The organism is Pseudomonas sp. SDO5215_S409 (assembly GCF_054071325.1).
Genome location: NZ_JBSVWN010000038.1, coordinates 1 through 22,099 on the forward strand (window position 1 = coordinate 1; position 22,099 = coordinate 22,099).

The following is a 22,099-nucleotide window of genomic DNA, read 5'->3' on the forward strand; positions in this document are numbered from 1 at the left end:
AGCGTCTATGGCTCGGCTGTCGAAACATAGTGGCCTACTTCAGACCATCCCTAGGGTTTTTTGTCAGGGAGTGTCAATGCCCCAGCCCGATCAGAAGCTTCGACTCAATGCCTTGATTGCCCTGGTGGTGGGCTCGATGATCGGCGGCGGGATCTTTTCGTTGCCACAGAACATCGCCGCACGGGCCGAGGTCGGTGCCATCCTGATCGGCTGGGGCATCACCGCCGTGGGCATGTTGGCGCTGGCGTTTGTGTTCCAGACCCTGGCCAACCGCAAGCCCGGCCTGGACTCGGGGGTCTACGCCTACGCCAAGGCCGGGTTTGGTGACTACATGGGGTTCTCGTCCGCATGGGGCTACTGGATCAGCGCCTGGATGGGCAACGTCGGTTACTTCGTATTGCTGTTCAGCACCCTGGGCTACTTTTTCCCGGTGTTTGGCCAGGGCAACACCCCGGTGGCCATCGCCTGCGCGTCGCTCCTGCTGTGGGCGGTGCATTTTCTGGTGTTGCGCGGCATCAAGGAGGCGGCGTTCATCAACCAGATCACCACCGTGGCGAAGATCGTGCCGCTGGTGATATTTATCGTGATTGGCGCGGTGGCGTTCAAGGCCGATATTTTTACCCGGGACCTCTGGGGCGTGGGCAACCCCGGGTTGGGCGGGGTGGTGGAGCAGGTGCGCCACATGATGCTGGTCACGGTGTTTGTGTTTATCGGTATCGAAGGTGCCAGTGTGTATTCGGCGCGGGCCGAGAAGCGTGCGGATGTGGGGCGGGCCACGGTGATCGGGTTTGTCGGGGTGCTGGCGCTTCTGGTGCTGGTCAATCTGCTGTCGCTGGGGATCATGAGCCAGCCAGCGCTGGCGGGCCTGCAAAACCCCTCGTTGGCGGGGGTGTTGCAGCACATAGTCGGCCCGTGGGGCGCGGTGCTGATCAGCCTTGGGCTGGCGGTTTCGCTGCTGGGGGCGTTGCTGTCGTGGGCATTGCTCTGTGCGGAAATCCTCCACGCCACCGCCCTGGACCACACCATGCCGGCCTTTTTGAAACAGGAAAACGCCAACCGGGTGCCGGTCAATGCGCTGTGGCTGACCAACACGATGATCCAGCTGTTTCTGGTGATCACGCTGTTTTCTGCCAGCACCTACACCAGCCTGATCTACCTGGCGTCGTCGATGATTCTGGTGCCCTATTTGTGGTCGGCCGCCTATGCGCTGTTGTTGAGCGGGCGCGGCGAAACCTATGAGGGCGCGCGTGGTGAGCGGATCAAAGACCTGCTGACCGCGCTGCTGGCGTTGGTGTACGCGTTCTGGCTGCTTTACGCCGGGGGCTTGAAGTACTTGCTGTTGTCGGCGCTGCTGTACGCCCCCGGGGTGATCCTGTTTGCCCTGGCCAAGCGCGAGCAGGGCCGGCCGCTGTTTCGCACGGCCGAAAAAGCTATTTTTGCCGGTGTGCTCGCGGGCGCCGGGCTGGCGGCGTACGGCTTGTACAGCGGGCTGCTGACGTTGTGAGCCTTACCACTGCGGCCGGTGTGAACCCAACTCGCCCGCTGGCAGCTGCCATTGCAACGGCGTGCCGCTGATCGTCAGCGGTGCGAGCAAGCGATGTGCCGGGCCCCAACAGGTTTGTTCCACCAGCAGGCCCTGGTCTGCCGGTGCTTCTGCCCGAAGCGGTGGCTGTTCGGCGACTTGGCCTGCGTCCACCAGCAATTTTGCGGTGCGCGCCAGTGACAGCATCGCCGAGCCGCCGCATCCCGATTTCAGTCGTTGGCTCAGGGCCTGAATCGCCGCTGCGGCCATCAAGTAGCCAGTGGCGTGGTCCAGCGCCTGCAACGGCAGCGGCACCGGTTTGTCTGCGTGGTTGCGCTGCATACCGGCCTGGGCGATACCGCTGCTCATTTGCACCAGGCTGTCGAACCCCCGGCGGTTGCGCCACGGGCCACTCCAGCCGTACGCGTTGAGAGCGACGTCGATCAGCCCCGGGGCAAGGCTTTGCAGCGCGGCTTCGCCGTAGCCCAGGTGTTCCAGGGCGTTGGCGCGGTAGCCGTGCAGGAGGATGTCGGCCTGTTGCAGCAGTTGGTCAAAGCGTTTGCGGTCTTCGGGGTTTTTAAGGTCGAGGCGGGCGCAGCGTTTGCCCAGGGTCATTTCCGGCACCACGCCTGGCTCGTTCCAGTCGGGGGAGTCGATGCGCAGTACGTCGGCGCCCAGGCCCGCGAGAAAACGGCTGGCCGTGGGGCCTGCCAGCACGCGGGTCAGGTCCAGTACCTTGATGCCCGCCAGCGGGCGCGCCACCGTCCCCAGCCAGGGTTTTTCACAGGCGGTGGCAAAGGTGTTCTGGTGAATCAACGGTTCCTGATTGACCGCCATGCCTTGAGGATGCACCTGCCACGCTTGCCACGAACGCATCTGCGCCGCGCAGCCATGGGCGTCGACAATCGCCTGTTCCAGCTCGGCCGCGTTCCAGGCGGCCACCTTGCGTGCCATCGCGTCACGGTCGGCCACCGGCCCCAGCACGCGCTCGGCGGCAGCGCGGTGGTGGGGGGCGTTGGTGTGCAGCCGGATCCAACCGTCGGCGCAGGCATAGTCGCCCGCGACCGGGTCCCACAACGGTGGCACTTGCCAACCGAGCGGGCGCAGCGAGGAAGAAAACCAGAACGACGCCAACCGCCGGTCGACGCTGACACTGGGCAAGCGCCCGGTCTGTTGCAGCACTAACTGCGCGACGGCCTGGCCCGCGGCGGCGATGCTGGCGCTGGCCAGTTCGGTCACGGCAAAGACCGAGGGCAGGGCGCCAGCCTCGGTAAAGCTCAGCGGCTGGCGGGGTAAACCCAGTGCGGTTTGGATGGGGGTGAGTAGATCAGTCATCAACGGCCCTCCTTATGAGAAAGGCCATCATAGAAGATTGCGGGTGCGGCCTTCATTAAAGCTGCACGGCCACCCCGGGCTCCAACGGTAACTCGACGCTGGCGATAAAACCGCCCTCGGAGTGGTTGGCCAGCGTCAGGCTGCCGCCATGGCGTTCTGCTGCGCGGCGCGCAATGGCCAGCCCCAGGCCGTGGCCCTGGGCGCTCTGCCCCGGAGCGCGGTAGAACGGCTCGCCGAGTTGGCCGAGGTGTTCGGCGTCCACCCCCGGGCCGTGATCGCGCACGCTGACCACGATGCGGTCGCCCTGGCGCGCGGCGAGCAGTTCGATCGGCATGCCCGGCGGGTTGAAGCGCTGGGCGTTGCGCAGCAGGTTGTCCACCGCCCGCTCGATCATCGTCGGCCAGCCCTTGAGTTGCAGGCCGTCCTGGGCGTTGAGTGTCACCGGCTGGTCGGGGGCGCCGAGCAAGGCGTCTTTTTGCAGGGTCTTGAGCAGCGCGTTGAGGTCGACGTCTTCGGCGCTGGCGTTATCGGCGTCCACTCGGGCCAGCACCAGGATCTCGCTGATCAGTGCTTCGAGGCGGTCACATTCGCGGGTCAGGCGCGGCCACAGCCGTTCGCGGTCTTCGGGGCTGGCGCGTTCGGCCAGCGCCAGGGCGATGCGCAGGCGGGCCAGCGGTGAGCGCAGTTCGTGGGACACATCCCGCAATAGCTGGCGCTGGCTGCCGATGAGGCTTTGCAGGCGCGCGCCCATGCGGTTGAAGTCAGTGGCCAATACGCCCAGTTCATCGCGCCGGTTGGCCAGGCGTGCCAGGCTGTTTTGCTGGTAGGTGGTCTGGCCCAGGTCATGCACCGCGCCGCGCAGGCGGCTTAACGGGCGGGTGATGGACAGGGTCACCAACAGGCTGAAGAGGGTCAGCACCACCAGGGCGATGGCCAGCGCGCTCAATGGCCAGAGCAGGCTGCTGCGGTGCCAGGCGTCGAGTTCCGGGTGGGGGATGCGGTAGATCAGCAGGTAAGTGTCGCCGGTCTTTTCACTGGTGTATTCGGCGGTCAGCCGACGCCAGGGCAGGTGGCCGTCCTGGCTGTCGTTCTGGCGGGCTTCAAAGGCGGCGGCGCGGCGCGGGAACGTGCCGCGCACCACCGGCTCGCCGCTTTCGTTAAGCACCTGCACGTCGATGTGGTACTGGCGTTTGCGCTGCTGCAGCAGGTCTTGGGCGGCGTCTTCGCCCTGGGCTTCGTAGAGTTGCGTCCACTCTTGCGCCAGGTTGTTGAGCCCGGGGTGACGGCTGAGAATCCAGGCGTCCTGGTTGAGCATGTGCCCAAGCAGTATCGACAGCCCGGCAACTAGGGCGATGGCCAGCCAGAAACTGGCCAGGATGCGCCAGAACAATGAACGCACAGGAAACCCTCAAACAGGAAAAGCCCAGCGGCAAGGGCCACTGGGCTGGGAGGTGACGCTGGGCGCATTATTGCGCTTTTTGCGGCTGCTGGGCTTTCCAGGCTTGGAATTGCTTCCACTCGGCGCGCCGTTCTTCGCGTTTTTTGGCCAACTCGTCGAACTTTTTCTGCTGCTCGGGCTTGAGTACGGCGCGGATATCGGCCTGGGTTTTCTGCTTGGCGGCGGCGATTTCGTCCTGCATGGCCTTCTGGTCGGCGGCGGGCAGTTTGTCCAGGTATTTGCGGGTCAGTTCATGACGGGCGCGCAGTTGGCCGCCGATCAGTTTGTGGATCTGCTGGCGCTGTTCGGGGCTCAGGTCCAACTGGCCGAAAGGCCCGCCTTTGCCGCGCATGCCGCCATGCTCACCCCAATGGCCGGGGCCGCCCATCATGTGGCCTTCAGGGCCGCCATCCGGGCCCGGCCCTTGCGGGGCTGCCGCCATGGCAACGGTGGGCAGGGCGGCTGCAAGCATCAGGGCAATAAGGGTCTTGCGCATGGTGATTCTCCTGTCTCTATTCCGGCGAATCCGGATGTGACTAGATTAAGGAGAACAAGGTCAGCGGCGGTCAGCGCAGGGTAAAGGTTTGGTAAGGAGGCGCTACGCGCGGCAAGCTTACAAACTGTAATAGTAGCCGCGACTGCGCAGTGCAACGATGCGGGGTCGGCCGTCGGGGTGGGGGCCGATTTTTTTGCGCAGGTTGCTCACGTGCATGTCCAGGCTGCGGTCGTACAGGGTCAGTTTGCGGCCCAGGGCGATCTGCGCCAGTTCCTGTTTGTCCAGCGGTTCGCCTGGCTGGCGCAGCAGGGCTTCAAGCAGGCGGCTTTCGGAGACGGTCAGGGCAAACTCCTGCTCGTCGATGCTGACCACGCCGCGTACGGGGCTGAAGCACAGGTCGCCCAGCTCCAGTTGCGTAGGCGCTGCCGCCGGGTGGCTGCGGCGCAAGACCGCGCGCAAGCGGGCGGTGAGTTCGCGAGGGTCGCACGGTTTGGCCAGGTAATCGTCGGCGCCCAGTTCCAGGCCCAGGATGCGGTCCAGCGGCTCGCCCCGGGCCGAGAGCATCAGCACCGGCAGTTCCGGGTGGTCGGTGCGCAATTGCTTGAGCAACTCCAGCCCACTGCCGTCGGGCAGCATCACGTCCAGCACCACCGCTTGCGGCGGCGCCTCGGCCAAGGCCTTGCGGGCGCTCAGGCCGTCATGGCAGGCACGTACCTGGAAGCCTTCCTGGGCCAGCCAACTGGTCAGCAGCTCACAGAGCTCCTGGTCATCATCTATCAGTAACAGCTCGCTCATGACTTACTCAATTTAGCCATTGTCGACGACGGCGGTGCCCGCCACTGGCGAAGATACCGCACAGCAGGGCGATCAGTGCAACAGCGCCTCCGGTGACGAACCATTGCTGTTGTTCGGTCAGCCAGCGGGTCAAGGTCACGCCCTGTGCCTCTTTGAGTTGCTGGACCAGGCGTTGGTTCTCCTGGCGCAAGCGATTGAGTTGTGCGCTTTCCCGGGCGGCATCGGCGTTTTGCAGTTGCTTGCCCAGCGCTTCGCGCTGGCGTTCGCTGTCTTTGAGGCGTTGCTGCAGGTCGGCGATCTGGCCGTCGGCACTCAAGGACGGGGGCGCGGCACCGGCGCTGTGCGGGGTTTCTTCTGCGTGGGCCAGGGCCCCGATCGTTAACACTGCCATCAGACACCACGGACGTAAGCGCATCGCAACTCCTGATTCCACACGAATATTCAGAACGTTGTCGGCAGGTGACCGGGAATAATGAGGGTTTAGCCGTGCGCCGAGCCTCACTGGCCCGGCGCTGCCTGGATCAAGGCAGGACTTGCTTGAACGGTTTGATCACCACGTTTTCGTAGACACCGGCTTCCACGTACGGGTCGGCGGCGGCCCAGGCCTGGGCGTCTGCGAGGGAGGCGAACTCGGCGACGATCAGGCTGCCGGTGAAACCGGCGCTGCCCGGGTCGTTGCTGTCAGTGGCCGGGTGAGGGCCGGCCAGGACCACACGGCCCTCGGCGTGCAGCTGTTTCAGGCGATCGAGGTGGGCAGGGCGGGCAGCCAGGCGTTTTTCCAGCGAGTGGGCGACGTCGGTGGCGATGATGGCGTAGAGCATGTCAGTCCTCGGTTTTGGGCGTGGTCGGATCGGTGTCATGCAGGTGGCGCGACAGGTAGACGCCTTGGCCGACCAAAAACAGCACGGTCATGCCCAGGCTGCCGAACACCTTGAAGTCCACCCAGTAGTTCTGGAAGGTAAAGGCCACGAACAGGTTGGCGGCGCCGCAGAACACGAAAAATACGATCCAGGCGATGTTCAGGCGGTGCCAGACCGGCTCCGGCAGGGTCAGCGCGTGGCCCATGATGCGTTTGATCAGCAGGCGGTCGCCGACGAAGTGGCTACCGATGAACGCCAGGGCGAACAGCCAGTTGACTACTGGGGCTTTCCATTTAAGGAAGGTTTCGCTGTGAAAGGCCAGGGTCAGGCTGCCGAACACGAGGCAGGCGACCAGGGTCAGCCATTGGCTTTTTTCCAGTTTGCGCTGGGAGATGAAGATGGCGCCGTAGACCACGATCGAACTGATGATCAGCACCGCAGTGGCGCTGTAGATGCCGCCAACGGTCAGTTCATGGCCCGCCAGGTCGAGGGTGCGAGGGTCGAGTTTGTAGACGATGAAAAACAGCAACAGCGGGATGAAGTCGATGAATTGTTTCACAGTAAGAGCCAGAAGCTGGATGTGGCGGCATAATAACAAACATCCTTGGTTGCGAAAGCGCCAGCTGACTTGAGGTTACACACGCCCGTGAATGTCGATTTGCACTGCCACAGCACCGCCTCCGACGGCGCACTTGCGCCCTCGGCACTGGTTGCGCGTGCGTTTGAACACGGCGTGCGAATCCTCGCGTTGACCGACCACGACACCGTCGAAGGCCTGGCCGAAGCCCGCGAAACGGCGCATGCGCTGGGCATGCAGTTGGTCAACGGTGTCGAGCTGTCCTGCACCTGGGGCGGCGCCACCATTCATGTGCTGGGCTACGGTTTTGAGGTGGACGCCCCGCCGTTGGTGGCCGCCATCGCCCAATTGCACGATGGCCGCTGGCTGCGGTCCGAAGAGATAAGCCGCAAGCTTGCGCTCAAGGGGATGCCCAACGCGCTCGAGGGCGCACGGGCCATTCAGCAGGCGTTGGGCGACAGTGGCAACGCCCCGGCCCGTCCGCATTTTGCCGACTGGATGGTGCATGAAGGTTTTGTTAAGGACCGCGCCGAAGCGTTTCGCAAATGGCTGGGGGCGGGCAAATTGGGAGACGTCAAGCAGCACTGGCCTTCCCTTGAGGACACCGTGGGCACGTTGCGCGCGGCGGGGGCGTGGGTCAGCCTGGCGCACCCTTGGCACTACGATTTCACCCGCAGCAAGCGCCGCAAGCTGATTGCCGACTATATTCAAGCGGGCGGTCAGGCGCTTGAGGTGGTCAACGGTTACCAACCCGCCGAGCAGGTGGGCAGCCTGTCGATCCTGGCCCGCGAATTTGGTCTGCTGGTCAGCGCCGGCAGTGATTTTCATGGCCCTGGCGGCTGGTCCGAGATTGGCGAGTACCGTGCAGTCCCGGAAGATTTGCCGCCCCTTTGGCGTCGTTTCAGCTATGACCCCACTATTGGCACCGTCTGAACAGGTAGAACACGTGAGTCAATTCTTCCAGATTCATCCGGAAAATCCCCAGGCGCGCCTGATTAAACAGGCTGTGGAGATCATCCGCGCCGGTGGCGTGGTGATCTACCCGACCGATTCGTCCTACGCCATCGGTTGCCAGATCGGCGACAAGAATGCGGTCGAGCGCGTAAGACGCCTGCGTAACCTGGACAAGAACCACAACTTTGCGCTGATCTGCAGCGACCTGTCCCAGCTGGGCCTGTTCGCCAAGGTCGACACCGGCACCTTCCGGCTGCTCAAGGCCCACACCCCGGGGCCCTACACCTTTATTCTCAATGCCACCCGCGAAGTGCCGCGCCTCTTGCTGCACCCCAAGAAACGCACCATCGGCCTGCGCGTGCCCGAGCATCCCATCGCCCTGGCGCTGCTGGCCGAGCTGGGCGAGCCGCTGATGAGTGTGTCGCTGATCTTGCCGGGTGAAGACGAGCCGCTCTACGACCCCTATGAAATGCGGCGCCTGCTGGAAAAACACGTCGACCTGATCATCGACGGCGGTTACGGCGGCAACAAGGCGTCCACCGTGATCAACCTGGCCGACGGCCAGCCCGAAGTGGTGCGCGTGGGCTGTGGCGACCCTGAACCGTTCATGGTCGAGGCCTGAATGTCGGCCGTAGAAACCGTCGACAGCCAGGCGGGCGCCCAGCAGGAACTGCCGTTTGCCTTGGTGTATGGCCAGGCCGTGACCGAAATGCCGGTGGACCTGTACATCCCGCCCGACGCGCTGGAAGTGTTCCTGGAAGCCTTTGAAGGCCCGCTGGACTTGCTGCTGTACCTGATCCGCAAGCAGAACATCGACATCCTCGACATCCCCGTGGCCGAAATCACCCGCCAGTACATGGGGTACGTCGAGCTGATGCAGTCGGTGCGCCTGGAACTGGCCGCCGAATACCTGGTGATGGCGGCCATGCTGGCGGAGATCAAGTCGCGCATGCTGCTGCCGCGTTCGGAAACCATCGAAGCGGAAGAAGATGACCCGCGCGCGGAACTGATCCGACGCTTGCAGGAGTACGAACGCTTCAAGGCCGCCGCCGAAGGCATCGACGGCTTGAGCCGCGTGGGCCGTGATGTGCTGGTGCCCAAGCTCGATGCCCCGGAGGCGCGGGCGCGCAAGCTGTTGCCGGATGTGAGCCTGGAAGAATTGCTGATGTCCATGGCCGAGGTACTGCGCCGGGGCGATATGTTCGAAAGCCACCAGGTCAGCCGCGAAGCCTTGTCCACCCGTGAGCGCATGAGTGATGTGTTGGAGCGGTTGAAGGGCGGTGGGTTTGTGCCGTTTGTGGCGCTGTTCACGGCCGAGGAGGGCAAACTGGGGGTGGTGGTGACCTTTATGGCGATCCTCGAACTGGTCAAGGAGTCCTTGATCGAACTGGTGCAGAACGAGCCCTTCGGGGCCATCCACGTGCGGGCGCGAGCCGAATAACGAGCTGAATCGATGAATTTGACTGAACCCCGCGAACTGGCCCCCTTGCTGGAAGCCTTCCTGTTGGCCTCGGGCAAGCCGCAGTCCCTGGAGCGCCTGTTCGAGCTGTTTGAAGAAGCCGAGCGCCCGGAGCCGCCGGTGTTCAAGAAGGCGCTGGACATCCTGCGCAAGTCTTGCGATGGCCGTGCGTTTGAGCTCAAGGAAGTGGCGTCGGGTTATCGCCTGCAAATCCGCGAAAAGTTTTCCCCATGGGTCGGCCGCCTGTGGGAAGAACGCCCGCAGCGTTATTCGCGGGCGATGCTGGAAACCATGGCGTTGATCGCCTATCGCCAGCCCATCACCCGGGGCGAGATCGAAGACGTGCGCGGGGTCGCGGTGAACAGCCACATCGTCAAGACGTTGCTGGAGCGTGAATGGATCCGCATCGTTGGCTATCGCGATGTGCCGGGGAAACCCGCCATGTTCGCCACCACCAAGGCGTTTCTCGATCACTTCAACCTGAAAAACCTCGACGACCTGCCGCCGCTGGCCGAACTGCGCGAGATCGAGCCCGAGCCGGTGCTGGACTTTGATGACGCACCTGTGCCCGCAGGCTTGCAGGAACTGGCTGACGCCAGCGCCGAGCCGGAAGAACCCAAGGAAGAAACCAGCTTTCATACGCTGTTGCTGGAACTCGATGACATGGAGCAGGGGATCAAGACTGACTTCGACGACCTGTTGCGTGACGACGCCATCACGCCCGAGCCGCTGTTGAATGCCGAGGCGGACCCTACGCCTGAACCTGAGCCCGAACCTGAGCCCGAAGAAGACATCCTCGGTGTGGCCCAGGCCCGGGAACAACTGCTGGCCGCTGTGGCTGCGCTGGAACAACCGGCCCTGAGTGACGAAGAGGCCGAAGCCCGTGCGCTGGCCGAAGCCATCGAAAACGAACGCCGCGAGTACGAAGACTAGCCGGTATGAGTTCGACCAAAGACCCCTGCATCAGCGTGTGCAAATTCAACGATGACATCTGCATCGGCTGTGGGCGCAGCAAGCGTGAGATCCGTGCCTGGAAGAAACTCGACAAGGCCGACAAGCGCGCCGTGCTGGCCCAGGCCCAGCTGCGCCTGCTGACCTTGCAGGCTACCGGTCGGCGCAAAGGCAAATGAACGGCCACTTATGCGCTAGTCTCCGGTGCGCCATGAGCGTATGATTCGCGACCCTTTGGCGATCAATCTGCCAAAAAACCGTTTTTTCTCTTCTATCGACACACCGGGAGGTGCTTAAGATGAACGACCAAGACCAGAACGACAGCCCAGCCATTGGCCCAGCAGGCGAAAAACTGCAGAAAGTCCTCGCCCGTATCGGCGTGGGTTCGCGCCGTGACGTGGAAGCCTGGATCACCCAGAAGCGCATCAAGGTCAATGGCGTTGAAGCCACCCTTGGCCAGCGCGTCGACCTGCACGATGCCATCACCATCGACGGCAAAGTCATCAAGCGTGAAGAGGCCGCCGAATCGGTGCGCCGCGTCATCATGTACAACAAGCCCGATGGCGAGATCTGCACCCGTGACGACCCGGAAGGCCGTCCGACCGTGTTCGACAAGTTGCCGCGCCCTAAAGAAGGCCGCTGGATCAACATCGGGCGCCTGGACATCAACACCACCGGTTTGCTGATGTTCACCACCGACGGTGAGCTGGCCAACCGCCTGATGCACCCCTCTTACGAGATGGACCGCGAGTACGCCGTGCGGGTACGCGGTGAAGTCGACGACGAAATGATCGAGCGCCTCAAGGCGGGCGTGGTGCTGGAAGACGGCCCTGCGCGTTTCACCGACATTCAGCAGGCACCGGGCGGCGAAGGCTTCAACCACTGGTATCACTGCGTGGTGATGGAAGGCCGTAACCGTGAAGTGCGTCGTTTGTGGGAATCCCAGGGCCTGGTGGTCAGCCGCCTGAAGCGCGTGCGCTTTGGCCCGGTGTTCCTCAATTCCGACTTGCCGATGGGCCGCTGGCGCGAAATGAGCCAGTACGAAGTCGACGTGCTCAGCGCCGAAGTCGGCCTGACGCCGGTGACAATGCCGCAACTGAACGCCAAGTCCAAGGACAAGATGGAGCGCCTGCAGCGCAAGTCGTCGCGCCCACTGGCACGTACCGAGCGGGTTGCGCGCACCTTGCGCCCGGCGCTGGATGCACCGGCCACCGGCGGTCGTATTTCCCGCGTGCCGCACATTGAAGGTGAGCGCCGCCCGGCAGCGCCGGCCCGTGATGGCGAGCGTGCACCCCGTGCCCCTCGTCCGGCAGCCCGTGGCGAAGCACCGGCAGTGGACCGCCCGGTAGAAGGCGCCAAGCGCCCGGCCAAGCCTGCGCCGAAAAAACGCCCAAGCGTTGGCCTGGTAGACGACGCGCCTTCGGGCAAGCGCCGTGGCGGCCCGGCCGGTTCGGGCCAGCGCCCGGGGTTTGGTCGCAAGAAGCCGCAGTGATGTAAACGCTCAATAAAAAACGCCAACGTTGAAGTTGGCGTTTTTTTTGGCCTGGGAAATACCCGCAGCGGTGGCCTAGAACGCGTAGCTGCCGCCTGAGAACACTGGTTTGTCGTCCAGCGCCAACACGCCGCTGGCAAAGATCAGGTCCAGGTGGTGGCTGCCTTTTTGCCCGCCGCCCAAGCCCAGGTGCAGGCCGCAGTGGCGCTCCTCAAAGCCTGCGTTGCGCGCATACAAACCCTTGACCCCTTCGTTGGTGCCGATGCCCAACTCTTCCACCCGGCGGTTGGACGGGTTGGCGTTCAGGTACTTGTTGAAGTCATCCGCCAGGCCGGGCACCTCGCTTGCCACCGAGCAGATGGTCGAGTTTTCGATCCACAGCTCCAGCGGCGATTGCAGCACCCCGTATTTGCGGGCAAAGGGAATGGTGCTCAGAAACGTGCCGACAAAGCGCACCTGGCCATTGATGGCTTCGCTGTGGGTGGCGATCTCGCCGGGCGCCAGGTCGTGGTTGCCGACGCCGTTGATATTCGTCCATTTTTTGATGCTGCTCAGCGGCGCTTCCAGGCGCGAGCCGTGTTCATCGGTGAAGCTCAGCACCGTGGCCTCGGACATGCGCCGGATCAGGGTGGCGTTGAGGTCGGCGATGCGCTGTGGCGCGACGCTGAAGGTGTCGTAGAAGTAGTCGCCGTAATCCTTGAGCAGCAGGGATTTTTTCCAGTGCTCGGCCATGATGCCTTGCAGGGCGCGGATGAAGTCCGGGCCTTCGGCGCGAGGGTTGGGCAGGGTGGAGGAGTCGTAGAGAAACATGTACAGGTCGCAGGCTTCGATGGCCTGGGCGAGGGTGTCGGTGGGGGCCAGATCCAGGCGTTGCAGCTGGATGTCAAAGCGGGCCGTGCTGGCCTCGGTGATCGCCTGGGCGATGGCGTCGTAGCGATCGGTGTGGCCGATCAGCACCGTGGGTCGGTGCAGCCCGGTCAGGGCCGGGTGGTGTGCCAGGTAGTACAGGAAGTGTTCAACTGCGCGGGCCTTGTCCATGACGTCCCTCCCTTTCAAGTCTCCGGAAAAGGCAGGTGCAGCGAACCGCACCTGCCCGGATGCCTGCCTGGATTTAGAAAGGCCACATCGCGGTGCCAAAGGGCACTACGGCATCGTTTTGCATCATTTCAACGGCGGCCTCGTGGGTCGGCGCTTCAAACCAATCGTCGAGTTGCAGTTCGGTTTCCAGGTCATTTTGCAGTGCTTGCATGGTGAATCTCCTAGAGGACGTTGTTTGAGTCGTTTGAGATGAAACTTGCCAACGGGCTTCGCTGAACAAGTCGAAACGAACCTATGAGAGAGTGTTTCAAAATGCAAAAAATATTTTGACGCCCCGGGCTTTGAATTTTTTATTCGATTTATTTTTGCGCTCGGGTTTAAGTCGAAAAAACAGCGGCCTACAGCAACTTTTTGGAAGGTGGCAACGGGCTGTCAATTTATTGGTTAAGCCGCCGGCCTGCTCTTTTGTCATGGTTTTCCACCGTACCGTAACGATAAATTGACGAAGCCTGCGCGCGTTTAAAGGGATGGCGCCTGGCCATCTTTTATGTAAAGAATTCCTTCCGTTTGGTCAGGAATTTTTCCGTTAGGCGGCCTGACGCAGTGACGCCGTGTACAATGCGACGCGTTTTACTGTGACCCCCTGTTGCGCATCGACGCAAAAGGCCAACCCCGCAGGGCTATCCGCCTTGTTCACTCCGCCTGGCCACAAACCAGTCGGGTTCGATTTCGTCACAGATAAAAACAAATAGGTGACGCATGACCCTTACAAAGACGCTGAAAACCCGGTACCTGCGCTGGGGTTTGATCGGCGCTGCTTGAGCGGACCGAAGCAGCAACCCAATGCCCATCATCAAACCCTTGCGTGAGATTTTTCATGAGTGGACCCAACTCGTCTTCAGGTGAACTGAAGCGCGGCCTAAAAAATCGCCATATTCAATTGATTGCCCTCGGTGGCGCGATCGGCACCGGCCTGTTCCTGGGCTCGGCCGGGGTGCTGAAGTCTGCCGGGCCGTCGATGATCCTCGGCTACGCCATTTGTGGCTTCATTGCCTTCATGATCATGCGCCAGCTGGGCGAAATGATCGTCGAGGAGCCGGTCGCTGGCTCTTTCAGCCATTTTGCCCACAAGTATTGGGGCGGTTTCGCCGGCTTCCTGTCGGGCTGGAACTGCTGGATCCTGTACATCCTGGTGGGCATGTCGGAGCTGACCGCAGTCGGCAAGTACGTGCATTACTGGTGGCCCGAGATCCCGACCTGGGTGTCGGCGGCCGCGTTTTTCCTGCTGATCAACGCGATCAACCTGGCCAACGTCAAAGTCTTCGGTGAGGCCGAATTCTGGTTTGCCATCATCAAGGTGGCGGCGATCATTGGCATGATCGGCCTGGGCAGTTATCTGCTGGTGAGCGGCAGCGGCGGGCCACAGGCGTCGGTGAGCAACCTGTGGGAGCACGGTGGGTTTTTCCCGCAGGGCGTGGGCGGGTTGGTGATGGCCATGGCCATTATCATGTTCTCGTTTGGCGGCCTGGAAATGCTCGGTTTCACGGCGGCCGAAGCGGACAAGCCACGCACGGTGATCCCCAAAGCGATCAACCAGGTGATCTACCGCATCCTGATTTTCTACATCGGTGCGTTGGTGGTGCTGCTGTCGCTGACCCCATGGGACGGCTTGCTGACCACCTTGAATGCGTCCGGCGATGCCTACAGCGGCAGCCCGTTTGTGCAGGTGTTCTCGATGCTGGGCAGCAACACGGCGGCGCATATCCTTAACTTTGTGGTCCTGACGGCGGCCTTGTCGGTCTACAACAGCGGCACTTACTGCAACAGCCGCATGCTGCTGGGCATGGCTGAGCAGGGGGATGCGCCAAAGGCGTTGGCGAAGATCGACAAGCGCGGCGTGCCGGTGCGCTCCATTCTCGCCTCGGCGGCCATCACGCTGGTGGCGGTGCTGATGAACTACCTGATGCCGCAGCATGCGCTGGAGTTGCTGATGTCCTTGGTGGTGGCCACGTTGGTGATCAACTGGGCGATGATCAGCTTTTCGCACGTCAAGTTCCGCCAGCACATGATGCGCACCGGGCAGGCGCCGCTGTTCAAGGCGCTGTGGTATCCCTACGGCAACCTCATTTGCCTGGCATTCGTGGTGTTTATCCTGGTGATCATGTTGTTGACCCCGGGCATTCGCAACTCGGTGTTTGCGATGCCGGTATGGCTGGGGTTCATGGCGATCTGCTACTGGCTCAAGACCCGCCGCGCGACCCAAGCGGTGCCGGGCGCCGAGGCGTCGGTGGCCAGATAAGCGATGGCAACACCGCGCAAACCCGGCCCTGGTGCCGGGTTTGTTTATTGTGGGGGGCGTGTATCCTCTCCCCATCCCCACCCAGAGGCGCTCTACCCAGATGCTGGTGATCTCCAACAATGTTCATTTGCCTGATGCCGAGGTCGAACTGACGGCCATTCGCGCACAGGGCGCCGGTGGCCAGAACGTCAACAAGGTGTCCAGCGCGGTGCACTTGCGTTTCGACATCCCGGCCTCGTCCCTGCCGCCGTTCTACAAGGAGCGCCTGCTGGCCCTGCTCGACAGCCGCATCACCAGTGACGGGGTGTTGGTGATCAAGGCCCAGCAATACCGGACCCAGGAACAGAATCGCGCTGATGCGCTGGAGCGGTTGGTGGCGTTGATCCTCAGCGCCACCAAGGTCGAAAAGAAACGCCGCCCGACCAAACCCACCCTGGGTTCCAAAACCCGACGGCTGGAGTCCAAGAGCAAGCGCGGCAACATCAAGGCCGGGCGCGGCAAGGTCGATTTCTAGCGCGCGGCCCGTTCTTCACGGTACTTCGGCGCCTGGCGGTACAGGTACAGGCTCAACAGCAGCCCAACCAGGGCCGCGACGGCGGCGCACAAAAACACCGAGGCAAACCCGAACCCGGCCGCCACCGCCCCGGCCAGCGGCCCGGTGACGCCCAGCGACAAGTCGATGAACAGGGAATAAGCCCCCACCGCCGCGCCCCGGCTGGAAGCGGGCACCAGGTTGACCGCCTCGACCCCCAGCGCCGGAAACACCAGCGAAAACCCGAACCCGCTCAACGCCGCCCCGGCCAACGCCAACTGAGCATTGGGCGCGAGCCATAACAACAGCAGGCCCAGGGTTTCCACCGACAGGCAGGCGATGGCCACACGAAAGCCGCCAATGCGGTTGATCAAGTTGCCGAACAACAGCCGCGCACCGATAAAACTGGCACCGAACAGGCTCAGGGCCAGCACGGCGTTTTCCCAGTGTTGCGTGGCGTAATACAGGGTGATGAACGTGGCGATGGTGCCAAACCCGATGGACCCCAGCGCCAGCCCGCAGCCGTGGGGGAACACGCGCCCCAGCACATGCATGAACGGCAGGCGCTCACCGGCCACAATCGGCACCGCGCCTTTGCGCCAGGCCAGCACCAGGCCCAGCACCGCCAAAAGGATGATGCTCACGCCCATGCTCCACAGCCCCAGGCGGCTGACCAGCATCACCCCCAGCGGTGCGCCGATGGCCAGTGCGCCGTAGCTGGCGATGCCGTTCCAGGAGATGACCTTGGCCGTATTGGCCGCCCCCACGCGGCCGATGCCCCAGCCAATGGCGCCCGAGCCCACCAGGCTTTCTGCGCTGCCCAGCACCAGGCGACCGATAAACAGGCTGGCCAGGCTCCAGGCCGGCAGGTGCGTGAGCGCGGCGGCCAGCAGCATGAACACGCCGCTCAGCCCGCAGCCAACCAGGCCGTACAGCACCGCGCGTTTGCAGCCCTGGTTGTCGATGATGCGCCCGGCGTAGGGCCGGCTCAGCAGGGTGGCCAGGTATTGCACGCTGATCACCAGGCCTGCGATGACGGCACCAAACCCCAGGTCGGTGTGCACGTAACCCGGCAACACAGCCAGGGGAATGCCGATATTCAGGTAACCGATAAATGTGAACAGAACGATGGAAACGACTTGCAGCGTGACCGCCATGGGTCGCTGGGTATCTGGCATGTTGGAAACGTCCACTGTCGCGGGGGGAAAGATAGGCTGCTAATGATACCGATGCTTTGGCCGGTGCGGGGCGGCAAAACAAAAAAGTCTGGGCGAACGGTCAGCAATGGCCGCCGCTGCGCCACACCTGGGGGATCAGTGTTCGGCGGGGTTGAGCAACTGGGTGGTCACCAGCGCGGCCAGGGCGTTTTCCTGGGTGCCAAAGCGTTTGAGCAGCAGCGCCTGTTTTTCCGGGCTGAGGCGGTTCCACACATCGATCATCTTGAGGGCGGTGTCGAGGACGGCGTTGTCCGCAGGGGTAGGGGTCATGGCGGGTGTCTCGTGTGTTCAGGCGGTGTGGAAAGCGCACATTGTCACGCTTTCCACACGGTCTGGGTACAGCGTTCAGTCCTGGCTTTCGCCGTCGACCGGCTTGGCGTCTTGCGGTTCCGGTTTTTCATTGCCGGCCTGTTGCGGGCTTGGCTGCTCGGCGGGGTGCAGGCTTGGGAAGGGGAGATTGGGAATTTCGTGCATCGTCGTCGCTCCTCGCAAGGTCTGTTTGTCATCGCAGGTGATTGCGCGCATTCAAAAAGCCTGGGGAGGATACCGCACTGTAAATGACAAAAAGATTTTATCTGCCCGGGTGAACAAGGCTTCATCTCGGGTGGAATACGTGGCTCAAGGCCACAGTGGATCCGAAGTCATCGTACAACTTTTGCGTGATTGCCTTTTTACGGATTGACTTCGCCCCCGTGAGTGAATATAACGCTCATAGTTGTATGACGACATATGACGTTACATTTTTATCGCGCCCGTAATACGGATGCTGCCGGTCGCAGAACCTACGCCTCAAATCTAAAAATAATTAAGGTGAAACGATGAAAATCAAAGGCATCCGTTGGTGGATGGTCGGCCTGATGACTGTCGGCTTGATTGTTAACTACCTGGCGCGCAACACCCTGTCGGTCGCAGCCCCCACGCTGATGACCGACTTGAATATTTCAACCGAACAGTATTCGCACATCGTGGTGGCCTGGCAGGTGTGCTACGCCTTGATGCAGCCGATCGCCGGGTATGTGATCGATGCCATCGGCACCAAGATGGGCTTTGCGATCTTTGCCATTTCCTGGTCGGTGGTGTGCGCGCTGGCGGCGTTCGCCACCGGCTGGCAGAGCCTGGCAGTGGCCCGGGGCGCGCTGGGCATTACCGAGTCGGCGGGCTTTCCCGGCGGCGTCAAGGCGATCACCGAATGGTTTCCGGCCAAGGAACGTTCCGTGGCCATTGGCTGGTTCAACTTCGGTTCCTCGTTTGGCGCCTTGCTGGCCCCGCCGCTGGTGGTGTGGGCGATCCTGCACAGCGGCTGGCAGCTGGCATTCTTGATCGTGGGCGGTATTGGCCTGGTGTGGAGCGGCCTGTGGCTGCTGCTGTACAAACACCCACGCGACCAACGCCTGCTGGCTGACGCCGAGCGTGATTACATCGCCGCAGGCCAGGAAACCCATCTGAAGGATGGCGGAACAAGCAAGGCCAGCTGGAAGCGCATCCTCAAGAGCCGCAACTTTTTTGCCATCGCTTCGGCGCGCATGCTTTCGGAGCCGGCCTGGCAGACCTTCAACGCCTGGATCCCGCTGTACCTGATGACCGAGCGTCACCTCAACATCAAGGAAATGGCGTTGTTCGCCTGGCTGCCATTCCTCGCTGCCGACATCGGCTGTGTACTGGGCGGCTACCTCAGCCCGTTGTTCCACCGTTATTTCAAGGTGTCGCTGTTCACGTCCCGTAAGCTGGTGATGTTGCTGGGTTGCCTGTGCATGATCGGCCCGGGCTGCATCGGCCTGGCGGGCAGCCCGTACACCGCGATCGCGTTGCTGTGCGTCGGCGGTTTCGCTCACCAGACCTTGTCGGGCGCGCTGTTCTCGATCGCCTCGGACTCGTTTGGCAAAAACGACGTGGCCACTGCCACGGGCGGCGGGCAAATGTGCGGGTTCATCGGGGCGGCGGCGTTCACCGCAGTGTTTGGTGTGCTGGTGACCAAGGTCGGCTACAGCCCGCTGTTTGTGGTGCTGGCGATTCTCGATATCCTCGCCGCGATTGTGATCCTGACCCTGGCCCGCCCGATACCCAGCGAGCCGGAACCTGTTGCGCAAGCGGGGCATGAGCGCCTGCTGCCGGTGTAGTTATTGAATGCAACGGGCCTGCCGATTTCTCGGCAGCGCCCGGGCAGGGCCTAGAACGGCACTTTGCCCACAATCATGTCGCGGTACATCACAAAATCCCCCAACAGGCTGTAGAACGGGTGCTGAAAAGTAGCCGGACGATTCTTCTCAAAGAAGAAATGGCCGATCCAGGCAAAGCTGTAGCCCGCCACCGGCAAGGCCAGCAGCAACCACCACGCCCCTTTGCCGACCGCAAACGCCAGAATGAAGATCACAAGGCTGGTGCCGATAAAGTGCAGGCGGCGGCACGTGCTGTTGCCGTGTTCGCTCAGGTAGTACGGGTAGAACTCGGCGAAGCTGCTGAAATGTCTTGCGTTTGCCACGGCGGACGACCCTCTGGTTGGTGTGATGCCAGCCGATATTCGGCGGGCAGCGTATTTGAGTCTAGAGTCATCAGTAGTAACAGCCAGTGACAATAGATGCCACTTTAGTATCCTTCGGGTTCCCGGCGGTTGTTTGAGCCCGCTTTTTCAAGCATACGTGTCAAGAAAACGCCATGAGCGAACGAACAACTTCTGCAAGCTGGGCGATGGGCATAGTCAAGGCGCTGGAGATGGACGGCCTGGATTGCCGGGCGCTGTTCAAGCAGCTGGGGCTGGACTACGCCGCGCTGGATGACCCGGATGCACGTTTTCCCCAAGACTCCATGACCCGGCTCTGGCAGCGGGCGGTGGAGTTGTCGGGCAACCCGGCCATCGGCTTGAACATGGGCAAGGTGGCGCGCCCGGCGTCGTTTCATGTGGCCGGTTATGCCTTGATGTCGAGCAACACCCTGGCTGAAGGTTTTCATCGGTTGGTGCGTTATCAACGCATCATTGCCGAAAGCGCCGACTTGAGCTTTGAGCTTTTACCCGAAGGTTATGCGCTGATTCTGACGGTTCACGGCGACCACCTGCCCCCCACCCGGCAGAGTGCCGAGGCCTCGCTGGCCTGCGCGCTGGCGTTGTGCGGCTGGCTCACGGGGCGCACGCTGCAGCCGCGCAAGGTGCTGGTGGAAGGCGATCAGCCTGCCGACCTTGCCCCCTACAAACAAGCCTTCCATGCGCCGCTGGTGTTCAACGCGCCTTATCACGCCCTGATCTTCGAGCGCGCCGACATGGAAGCGCCGCTGCCCACGGCCAATGAAGCGATGGCGCTGCTGCACGACCGGTTTGCCGGGGAATACCTGGCGCGGTTTTCCGAAAGCCGCGTGACGCACAAGGCCCGCCAGGTGTTGTGCCGGTTATTGCCCCAGGGGGAGCCCAAGCGCGAGGTGGTGGCGCAGACGCTGCACTTGTCCCAGCGCACTTTGCAGCGCCGCTTGCAGGAGGAGGGCACCAGTTTTCAGACGTTGCTGGACGACACCCGCCGCGAACTGGCCGAGCAATACCTGGCGCAACCGGCCATGACCCTGCTGGAAATCGCCTACCTGCTGGGGTTTGCCGACCCGAGCAATTTCTTTCGCGCCTTCCGCCGCTGGTTCGATGCCACCCCCGGCGAGTACCGGGTGCGCCTGCACGGTGTGCCAAGCGCCGTCAGTGACGCCAAAACGCCGGAATGCACAGCACAAACACCGTGATGATCTCCAGGCGGCCCAGCAACATACCGAACGACAAGATCCACTTGGCCGCGTCCGGCAGGCTGGCGAAGTTACCAGCCGGGCCGATGGTTTCGCCCAGGCCCGGGCCGACGCCGGACACGGTGCTGGCCGCGCCGGTCAGTGCGGTCATCCAGTCCAGGCCCAGCAATGAAAGGGCCAGGGCGATGGCGCAGATGGTGATGGCGAAGAAAAACGAGAACGTCAGGATCGAGCGGACGATTTCTTCGTCCAGCCGGTGCCCGTTGTACTTCTGCTTGATCACGGCGCGTGGGTGGATCAGCTGATTCAGGTTGGCCTTGAGCAAGATGTAGGCGACCTGGAAGCGGAAAATCTTGATCCCGCCCGCCGTGGAGCCCGAGCAGCCGCCGACAAAGCCCAGGTAGAAAAACAGCATCAGCGAAAACGTGCCCCAGATGCTGTAGTCCCCCAGCGCAAAGCCGGTGGTGGTCACCACGGATGTGACGTTCACTGCCACATGGCGCAGCGCGTCCAGCCAGGGCAGGTTGGTCGTCCACCAGTACCACGTGCCGAGCACCAGCCACGTCACCAGCAACAGCCCGAGCAGGCCTTGCACTTGCTGGTCTTTGAGCAGTGCCCGGCGGTTGCCGCGCAACGTGGCCACGTACAGGGTGAACGGCAGGCTGCCGAGGATCATCACCCCCACGGCCACCCAATGCACGGCGGGTTGTTTCCAGTGCGCCAGGGATTCGTCGGAGGTGGAAAACCCGCCGGTGGAAATCGCCGACATCGCATGGTTGATCGCATCGAACAGGCCCATGCCCGCCCACCAGAACGCCAGGCTGCCCACGATGGTGATGCCGACATACGTCGCCACGATCAACCGGGCCACCATGTGCGAGCGCGGCATGACCTTTTCGGAGCGGTCCGACGATTCGGTCTGGAACAGGCGCATGCCGCCGATGCGCAGCAGCGGCAGGATCGCCACCGCCATGCCGATAAAACCGATGCCGCCCAGCCAGTGCAGCAGCGAGCGCCACATCAAAATGCCCGGCGACATGCTGTCCAGGCCGCTGAGTACGGTGGAGCCGGTGGCGGTGATGCCGGACATGCTTTCAAAAAAAGAGTCGGTGTAACTGATGTGCTGGGTGAGCAGGAACGGCAGCGCGGCAAAAATGCACACCACCAGCCAGCTGGAGACGGTGAGCAGGTACATGTCGCGCGGACGCAAGTGCACGTGCTCCGGCCGACCGGGGATGACCAGTGCCAGGCCCGCGAGAAAGGTGATCATGCTGGCCCACAAGAACGACGGCAGGTCGCTGGTGCGCTCGAAGATCACCAGGGTGGCCATGGGAATGACCATGGCAATGGCCAGGGTGATCAGGAAGATGCCGATAATAAAACCGATTATCCGTAAGGTCGGCAACGCCATGAGGTCCGC

General features: G+C 62.5%; 25 protein-coding genes. 11 read left to right on the forward strand and 14 right to left on the reverse strand.

What is annotated here, in order from left to right; genetic code table 11:
* The first annotated feature begins 76 nt into the window (after window positions 1-76).
* Window positions 77-1,504: an arginine-ornithine antiporter gene (arcD, locus tag ACW9H9_RS18885; RefSeq protein WP_457344760.1), complete on the forward strand. Its 1,428-nt coding sequence runs from the start codon at window positions 77-79 to the stop codon at window positions 1,502-1,504.
* 3 nt (window positions 1,505-1,507) lie between these two features.
* Here arcD and ACW9H9_RS18890 read toward each other — a convergent pair whose 3' ends face one another.
* The 7 genes from ACW9H9_RS18890 to ACW9H9_RS18920 form a co-directional block, all read right to left on the reverse strand.
* Window positions 1,508-2,857, reverse strand: coding sequence for a CoA transferase (locus tag ACW9H9_RS18890; protein WP_457344759.1), 1,350 nt, complete (start codon window positions 2,855-2,857; stop codon window positions 1,508-1,510).
* Between the two features lie 55 nt (window positions 2,858-2,912).
* The gene (locus ACW9H9_RS18895; protein WP_457344758.1) at window positions 2,913-4,256 is read right to left on the reverse strand and encodes a sensor histidine kinase; all 1,344 of its coding nucleotides are present in this window, start codon (window positions 4,254-4,256) and stop codon (window positions 2,913-2,915) included.
* 67 nt (window positions 4,257-4,323) lie between these two features.
* Complete coding sequence (locus tag ACW9H9_RS18900; protein WP_457344757.1) at window positions 4,324-4,791, reverse strand: Spy/CpxP family protein refolding chaperone; 468 nt, start codon at window positions 4,789-4,791, stop codon at window positions 4,324-4,326.
* A gap of 117 nt (window positions 4,792-4,908) precedes the next feature.
* Entirely contained in the window at window positions 4,909-5,586 is a 678-nt protein-coding gene (locus ACW9H9_RS18905) for a response regulator transcription factor (protein ID WP_457344756.1), read from the reverse strand.
* Window positions 5,587-5,593: 7 nt separating this feature from the next.
* Window positions 5,594-6,001, reverse strand: coding sequence for a translation initiation factor 2 (locus ACW9H9_RS18910; protein WP_457344755.1), 408 nt, complete (start codon window positions 5,999-6,001; stop codon window positions 5,594-5,596).
* Window positions 6,002-6,107: 106 nt separating this feature from the next.
* Window positions 6,108-6,407, reverse strand: coding sequence for a YciI family protein (locus ACW9H9_RS18915; RefSeq protein WP_457344754.1), 300 nt, complete (start codon window positions 6,405-6,407; stop codon window positions 6,108-6,110).
* A gap of 1 nt (window position 6,408) precedes the next feature.
* Window positions 6,409-7,005 carry a septation protein A gene (locus ACW9H9_RS18920; protein ID WP_457344753.1) on the reverse strand — a complete coding sequence of 199 codons (597 nt, stop codon included), beginning with the start codon at window positions 7,003-7,005 and terminating at the stop codon, window positions 6,409-6,411.
* 87 nt (window positions 7,006-7,092) lie between these two features.
* Here ACW9H9_RS18920 and ACW9H9_RS18925 point away from each other — a divergent pair, with 87 nt between their 5' ends.
* From ACW9H9_RS18925 to rluB, 6 genes are all read left to right on the forward strand, one after another.
* A complete protein-coding gene (locus tag ACW9H9_RS18925) occupies window positions 7,093-7,956 on the forward strand; it encodes a PHP domain-containing protein (RefSeq protein WP_457344752.1) in 864 nt (287 codons plus the stop codon).
* A gap of 13 nt (window positions 7,957-7,969) precedes the next feature.
* On the forward strand, window positions 7,970-8,599 hold the full coding sequence (locus tag ACW9H9_RS18930) for an L-threonylcarbamoyladenylate synthase (RefSeq protein WP_457344751.1): 630 nt from the start codon (window positions 7,970-7,972) through the stop codon (window positions 8,597-8,599).
* A 120-nt stretch (window positions 8,600-8,719) separates the two neighbouring features.
* Window positions 8,720-9,418: a segregation and condensation protein A gene (locus ACW9H9_RS18935; RefSeq protein WP_457344763.1), complete on the forward strand. Its 699-nt coding sequence runs from the start codon at window positions 8,720-8,722 to the stop codon at window positions 9,416-9,418.
* Between the two features lie 12 nt (window positions 9,419-9,430).
* Window positions 9,431-10,369, forward strand: coding sequence for an SMC-Scp complex subunit ScpB (gene scpB / locus ACW9H9_RS18940; protein WP_457344750.1), 939 nt, complete (start codon window positions 9,431-9,433; stop codon window positions 10,367-10,369).
* A gap of 5 nt (window positions 10,370-10,374) precedes the next feature.
* On the forward strand, window positions 10,375-10,566 hold the full coding sequence (locus ACW9H9_RS18945; RefSeq protein ID WP_457344749.1) for a DUF1289 domain-containing protein: 192 nt from the start codon (window positions 10,375-10,377) through the stop codon (window positions 10,564-10,566).
* A 119-nt stretch (window positions 10,567-10,685) separates the two neighbouring features.
* Window positions 10,686-11,879: a 23S rRNA pseudouridine(2605) synthase RluB gene (gene rluB, locus ACW9H9_RS18950; RefSeq protein ID WP_457344748.1), complete on the forward strand. Its 1,194-nt coding sequence runs from the start codon at window positions 10,686-10,688 to the stop codon at window positions 11,877-11,879.
* Between the two features lie 75 nt (window positions 11,880-11,954).
* Here the strand turns inward: rluB and ACW9H9_RS18955 are convergent, their stop codons facing one another.
* Both ACW9H9_RS18955 and ACW9H9_RS18960 read right to left on the reverse strand, forming a co-directional pair.
* Window positions 11,955-12,917, reverse strand: coding sequence for a leucyl aminopeptidase (locus ACW9H9_RS18955; RefSeq protein WP_457344747.1), 963 nt, complete (start codon window positions 12,915-12,917; stop codon window positions 11,955-11,957).
* Between the two features lie 73 nt (window positions 12,918-12,990).
* Window positions 12,991-13,128, reverse strand: coding sequence for a hypothetical protein (locus ACW9H9_RS18960; RefSeq protein ID WP_457344746.1), 138 nt, complete (start codon window positions 13,126-13,128; stop codon window positions 12,991-12,993).
* 666 nt (window positions 13,129-13,794) lie between these two features.
* Between ACW9H9_RS18960 and ACW9H9_RS18965 the strand changes: the two genes are divergently transcribed.
* A complete protein-coding gene (locus tag ACW9H9_RS18965; protein WP_457344745.1) occupies window positions 13,795-15,216 on the forward strand; it encodes an amino acid permease in 1,422 nt (473 codons plus the stop codon).
* A 100-nt stretch (window positions 15,217-15,316) separates the two neighbouring features.
* Window positions 15,317-15,730: an alternative ribosome rescue aminoacyl-tRNA hydrolase ArfB gene (arfB, locus tag ACW9H9_RS18970; protein WP_457344744.1), complete on the forward strand. Its 414-nt coding sequence runs from the start codon at window positions 15,317-15,319 to the stop codon at window positions 15,728-15,730.
* Here arfB and ACW9H9_RS18975 read toward each other — a convergent pair.
* The 3 genes from ACW9H9_RS18975 to ACW9H9_RS18985 form a co-directional block, all read right to left on the reverse strand.
* Window positions 15,727-16,926 (reverse strand): MFS transporter, encoded by a 1,200-nt coding sequence (locus tag ACW9H9_RS18975; protein ID WP_457344743.1) that lies wholly within the window; start codon window positions 16,924-16,926, stop codon window positions 15,727-15,729. The two genes, arfB and ACW9H9_RS18975, sit on opposite strands and share 4 nt — an antisense overlap.
* Before the next feature lie 135 nt (window positions 16,927-17,061).
* Window positions 17,062-17,235 carry a hypothetical protein gene (locus tag ACW9H9_RS18980; protein ID WP_457344742.1) on the reverse strand — a complete coding sequence of 58 codons (174 nt, stop codon included), beginning with the start codon at window positions 17,233-17,235 and terminating at the stop codon, window positions 17,062-17,064.
* Window positions 17,236-17,310: 75 nt separating this feature from the next.
* The gene (locus ACW9H9_RS18985) at window positions 17,311-17,439 is read right to left on the reverse strand and encodes a hypothetical protein (RefSeq protein WP_457344741.1); all 129 of its coding nucleotides are present in this window, start codon (window positions 17,437-17,439) and stop codon (window positions 17,311-17,313) included.
* Window positions 17,440-17,810: 371 nt separating this feature from the next.
* Between ACW9H9_RS18985 and ACW9H9_RS18990 the strand changes: the two genes are divergently transcribed.
* On the forward strand, window positions 17,811-19,082 hold the full coding sequence (locus ACW9H9_RS18990; RefSeq protein WP_457344762.1) for an MFS transporter: 1,272 nt from the start codon (window positions 17,811-17,813) through the stop codon (window positions 19,080-19,082).
* Between the two features lie 50 nt (window positions 19,083-19,132).
* Here ACW9H9_RS18990 and ACW9H9_RS18995 read toward each other — a convergent pair whose 3' ends face one another.
* A complete protein-coding gene (locus ACW9H9_RS18995) occupies window positions 19,133-19,444 on the reverse strand; it encodes an Mpo1-like protein (protein WP_457344740.1) in 312 nt (103 codons plus the stop codon).
* Between the two features lie 173 nt (window positions 19,445-19,617).
* Here ACW9H9_RS18995 and ACW9H9_RS19000 point away from each other — a divergent pair, with 173 nt between their 5' ends.
* Window positions 19,618-20,679: an AraC family transcriptional regulator gene (locus tag ACW9H9_RS19000; RefSeq protein WP_457344739.1), complete on the forward strand. Its 1,062-nt coding sequence runs from the start codon at window positions 19,618-19,620 to the stop codon at window positions 20,677-20,679.
* On the opposite strand, the gene ACW9H9_RS19005 is transcribed toward ACW9H9_RS19000, so the two are convergent.
* Window positions 20,636-22,090 (reverse strand): TrkH family potassium uptake protein, encoded by a 1,455-nt coding sequence (locus ACW9H9_RS19005; RefSeq protein WP_457344738.1) that lies wholly within the window; start codon window positions 22,088-22,090, stop codon window positions 20,636-20,638. The two genes, ACW9H9_RS19000 and ACW9H9_RS19005, sit on opposite strands and share 44 nt — an antisense overlap.
* Window positions 22,091-22,099 lie beyond the last annotated feature (9 nt).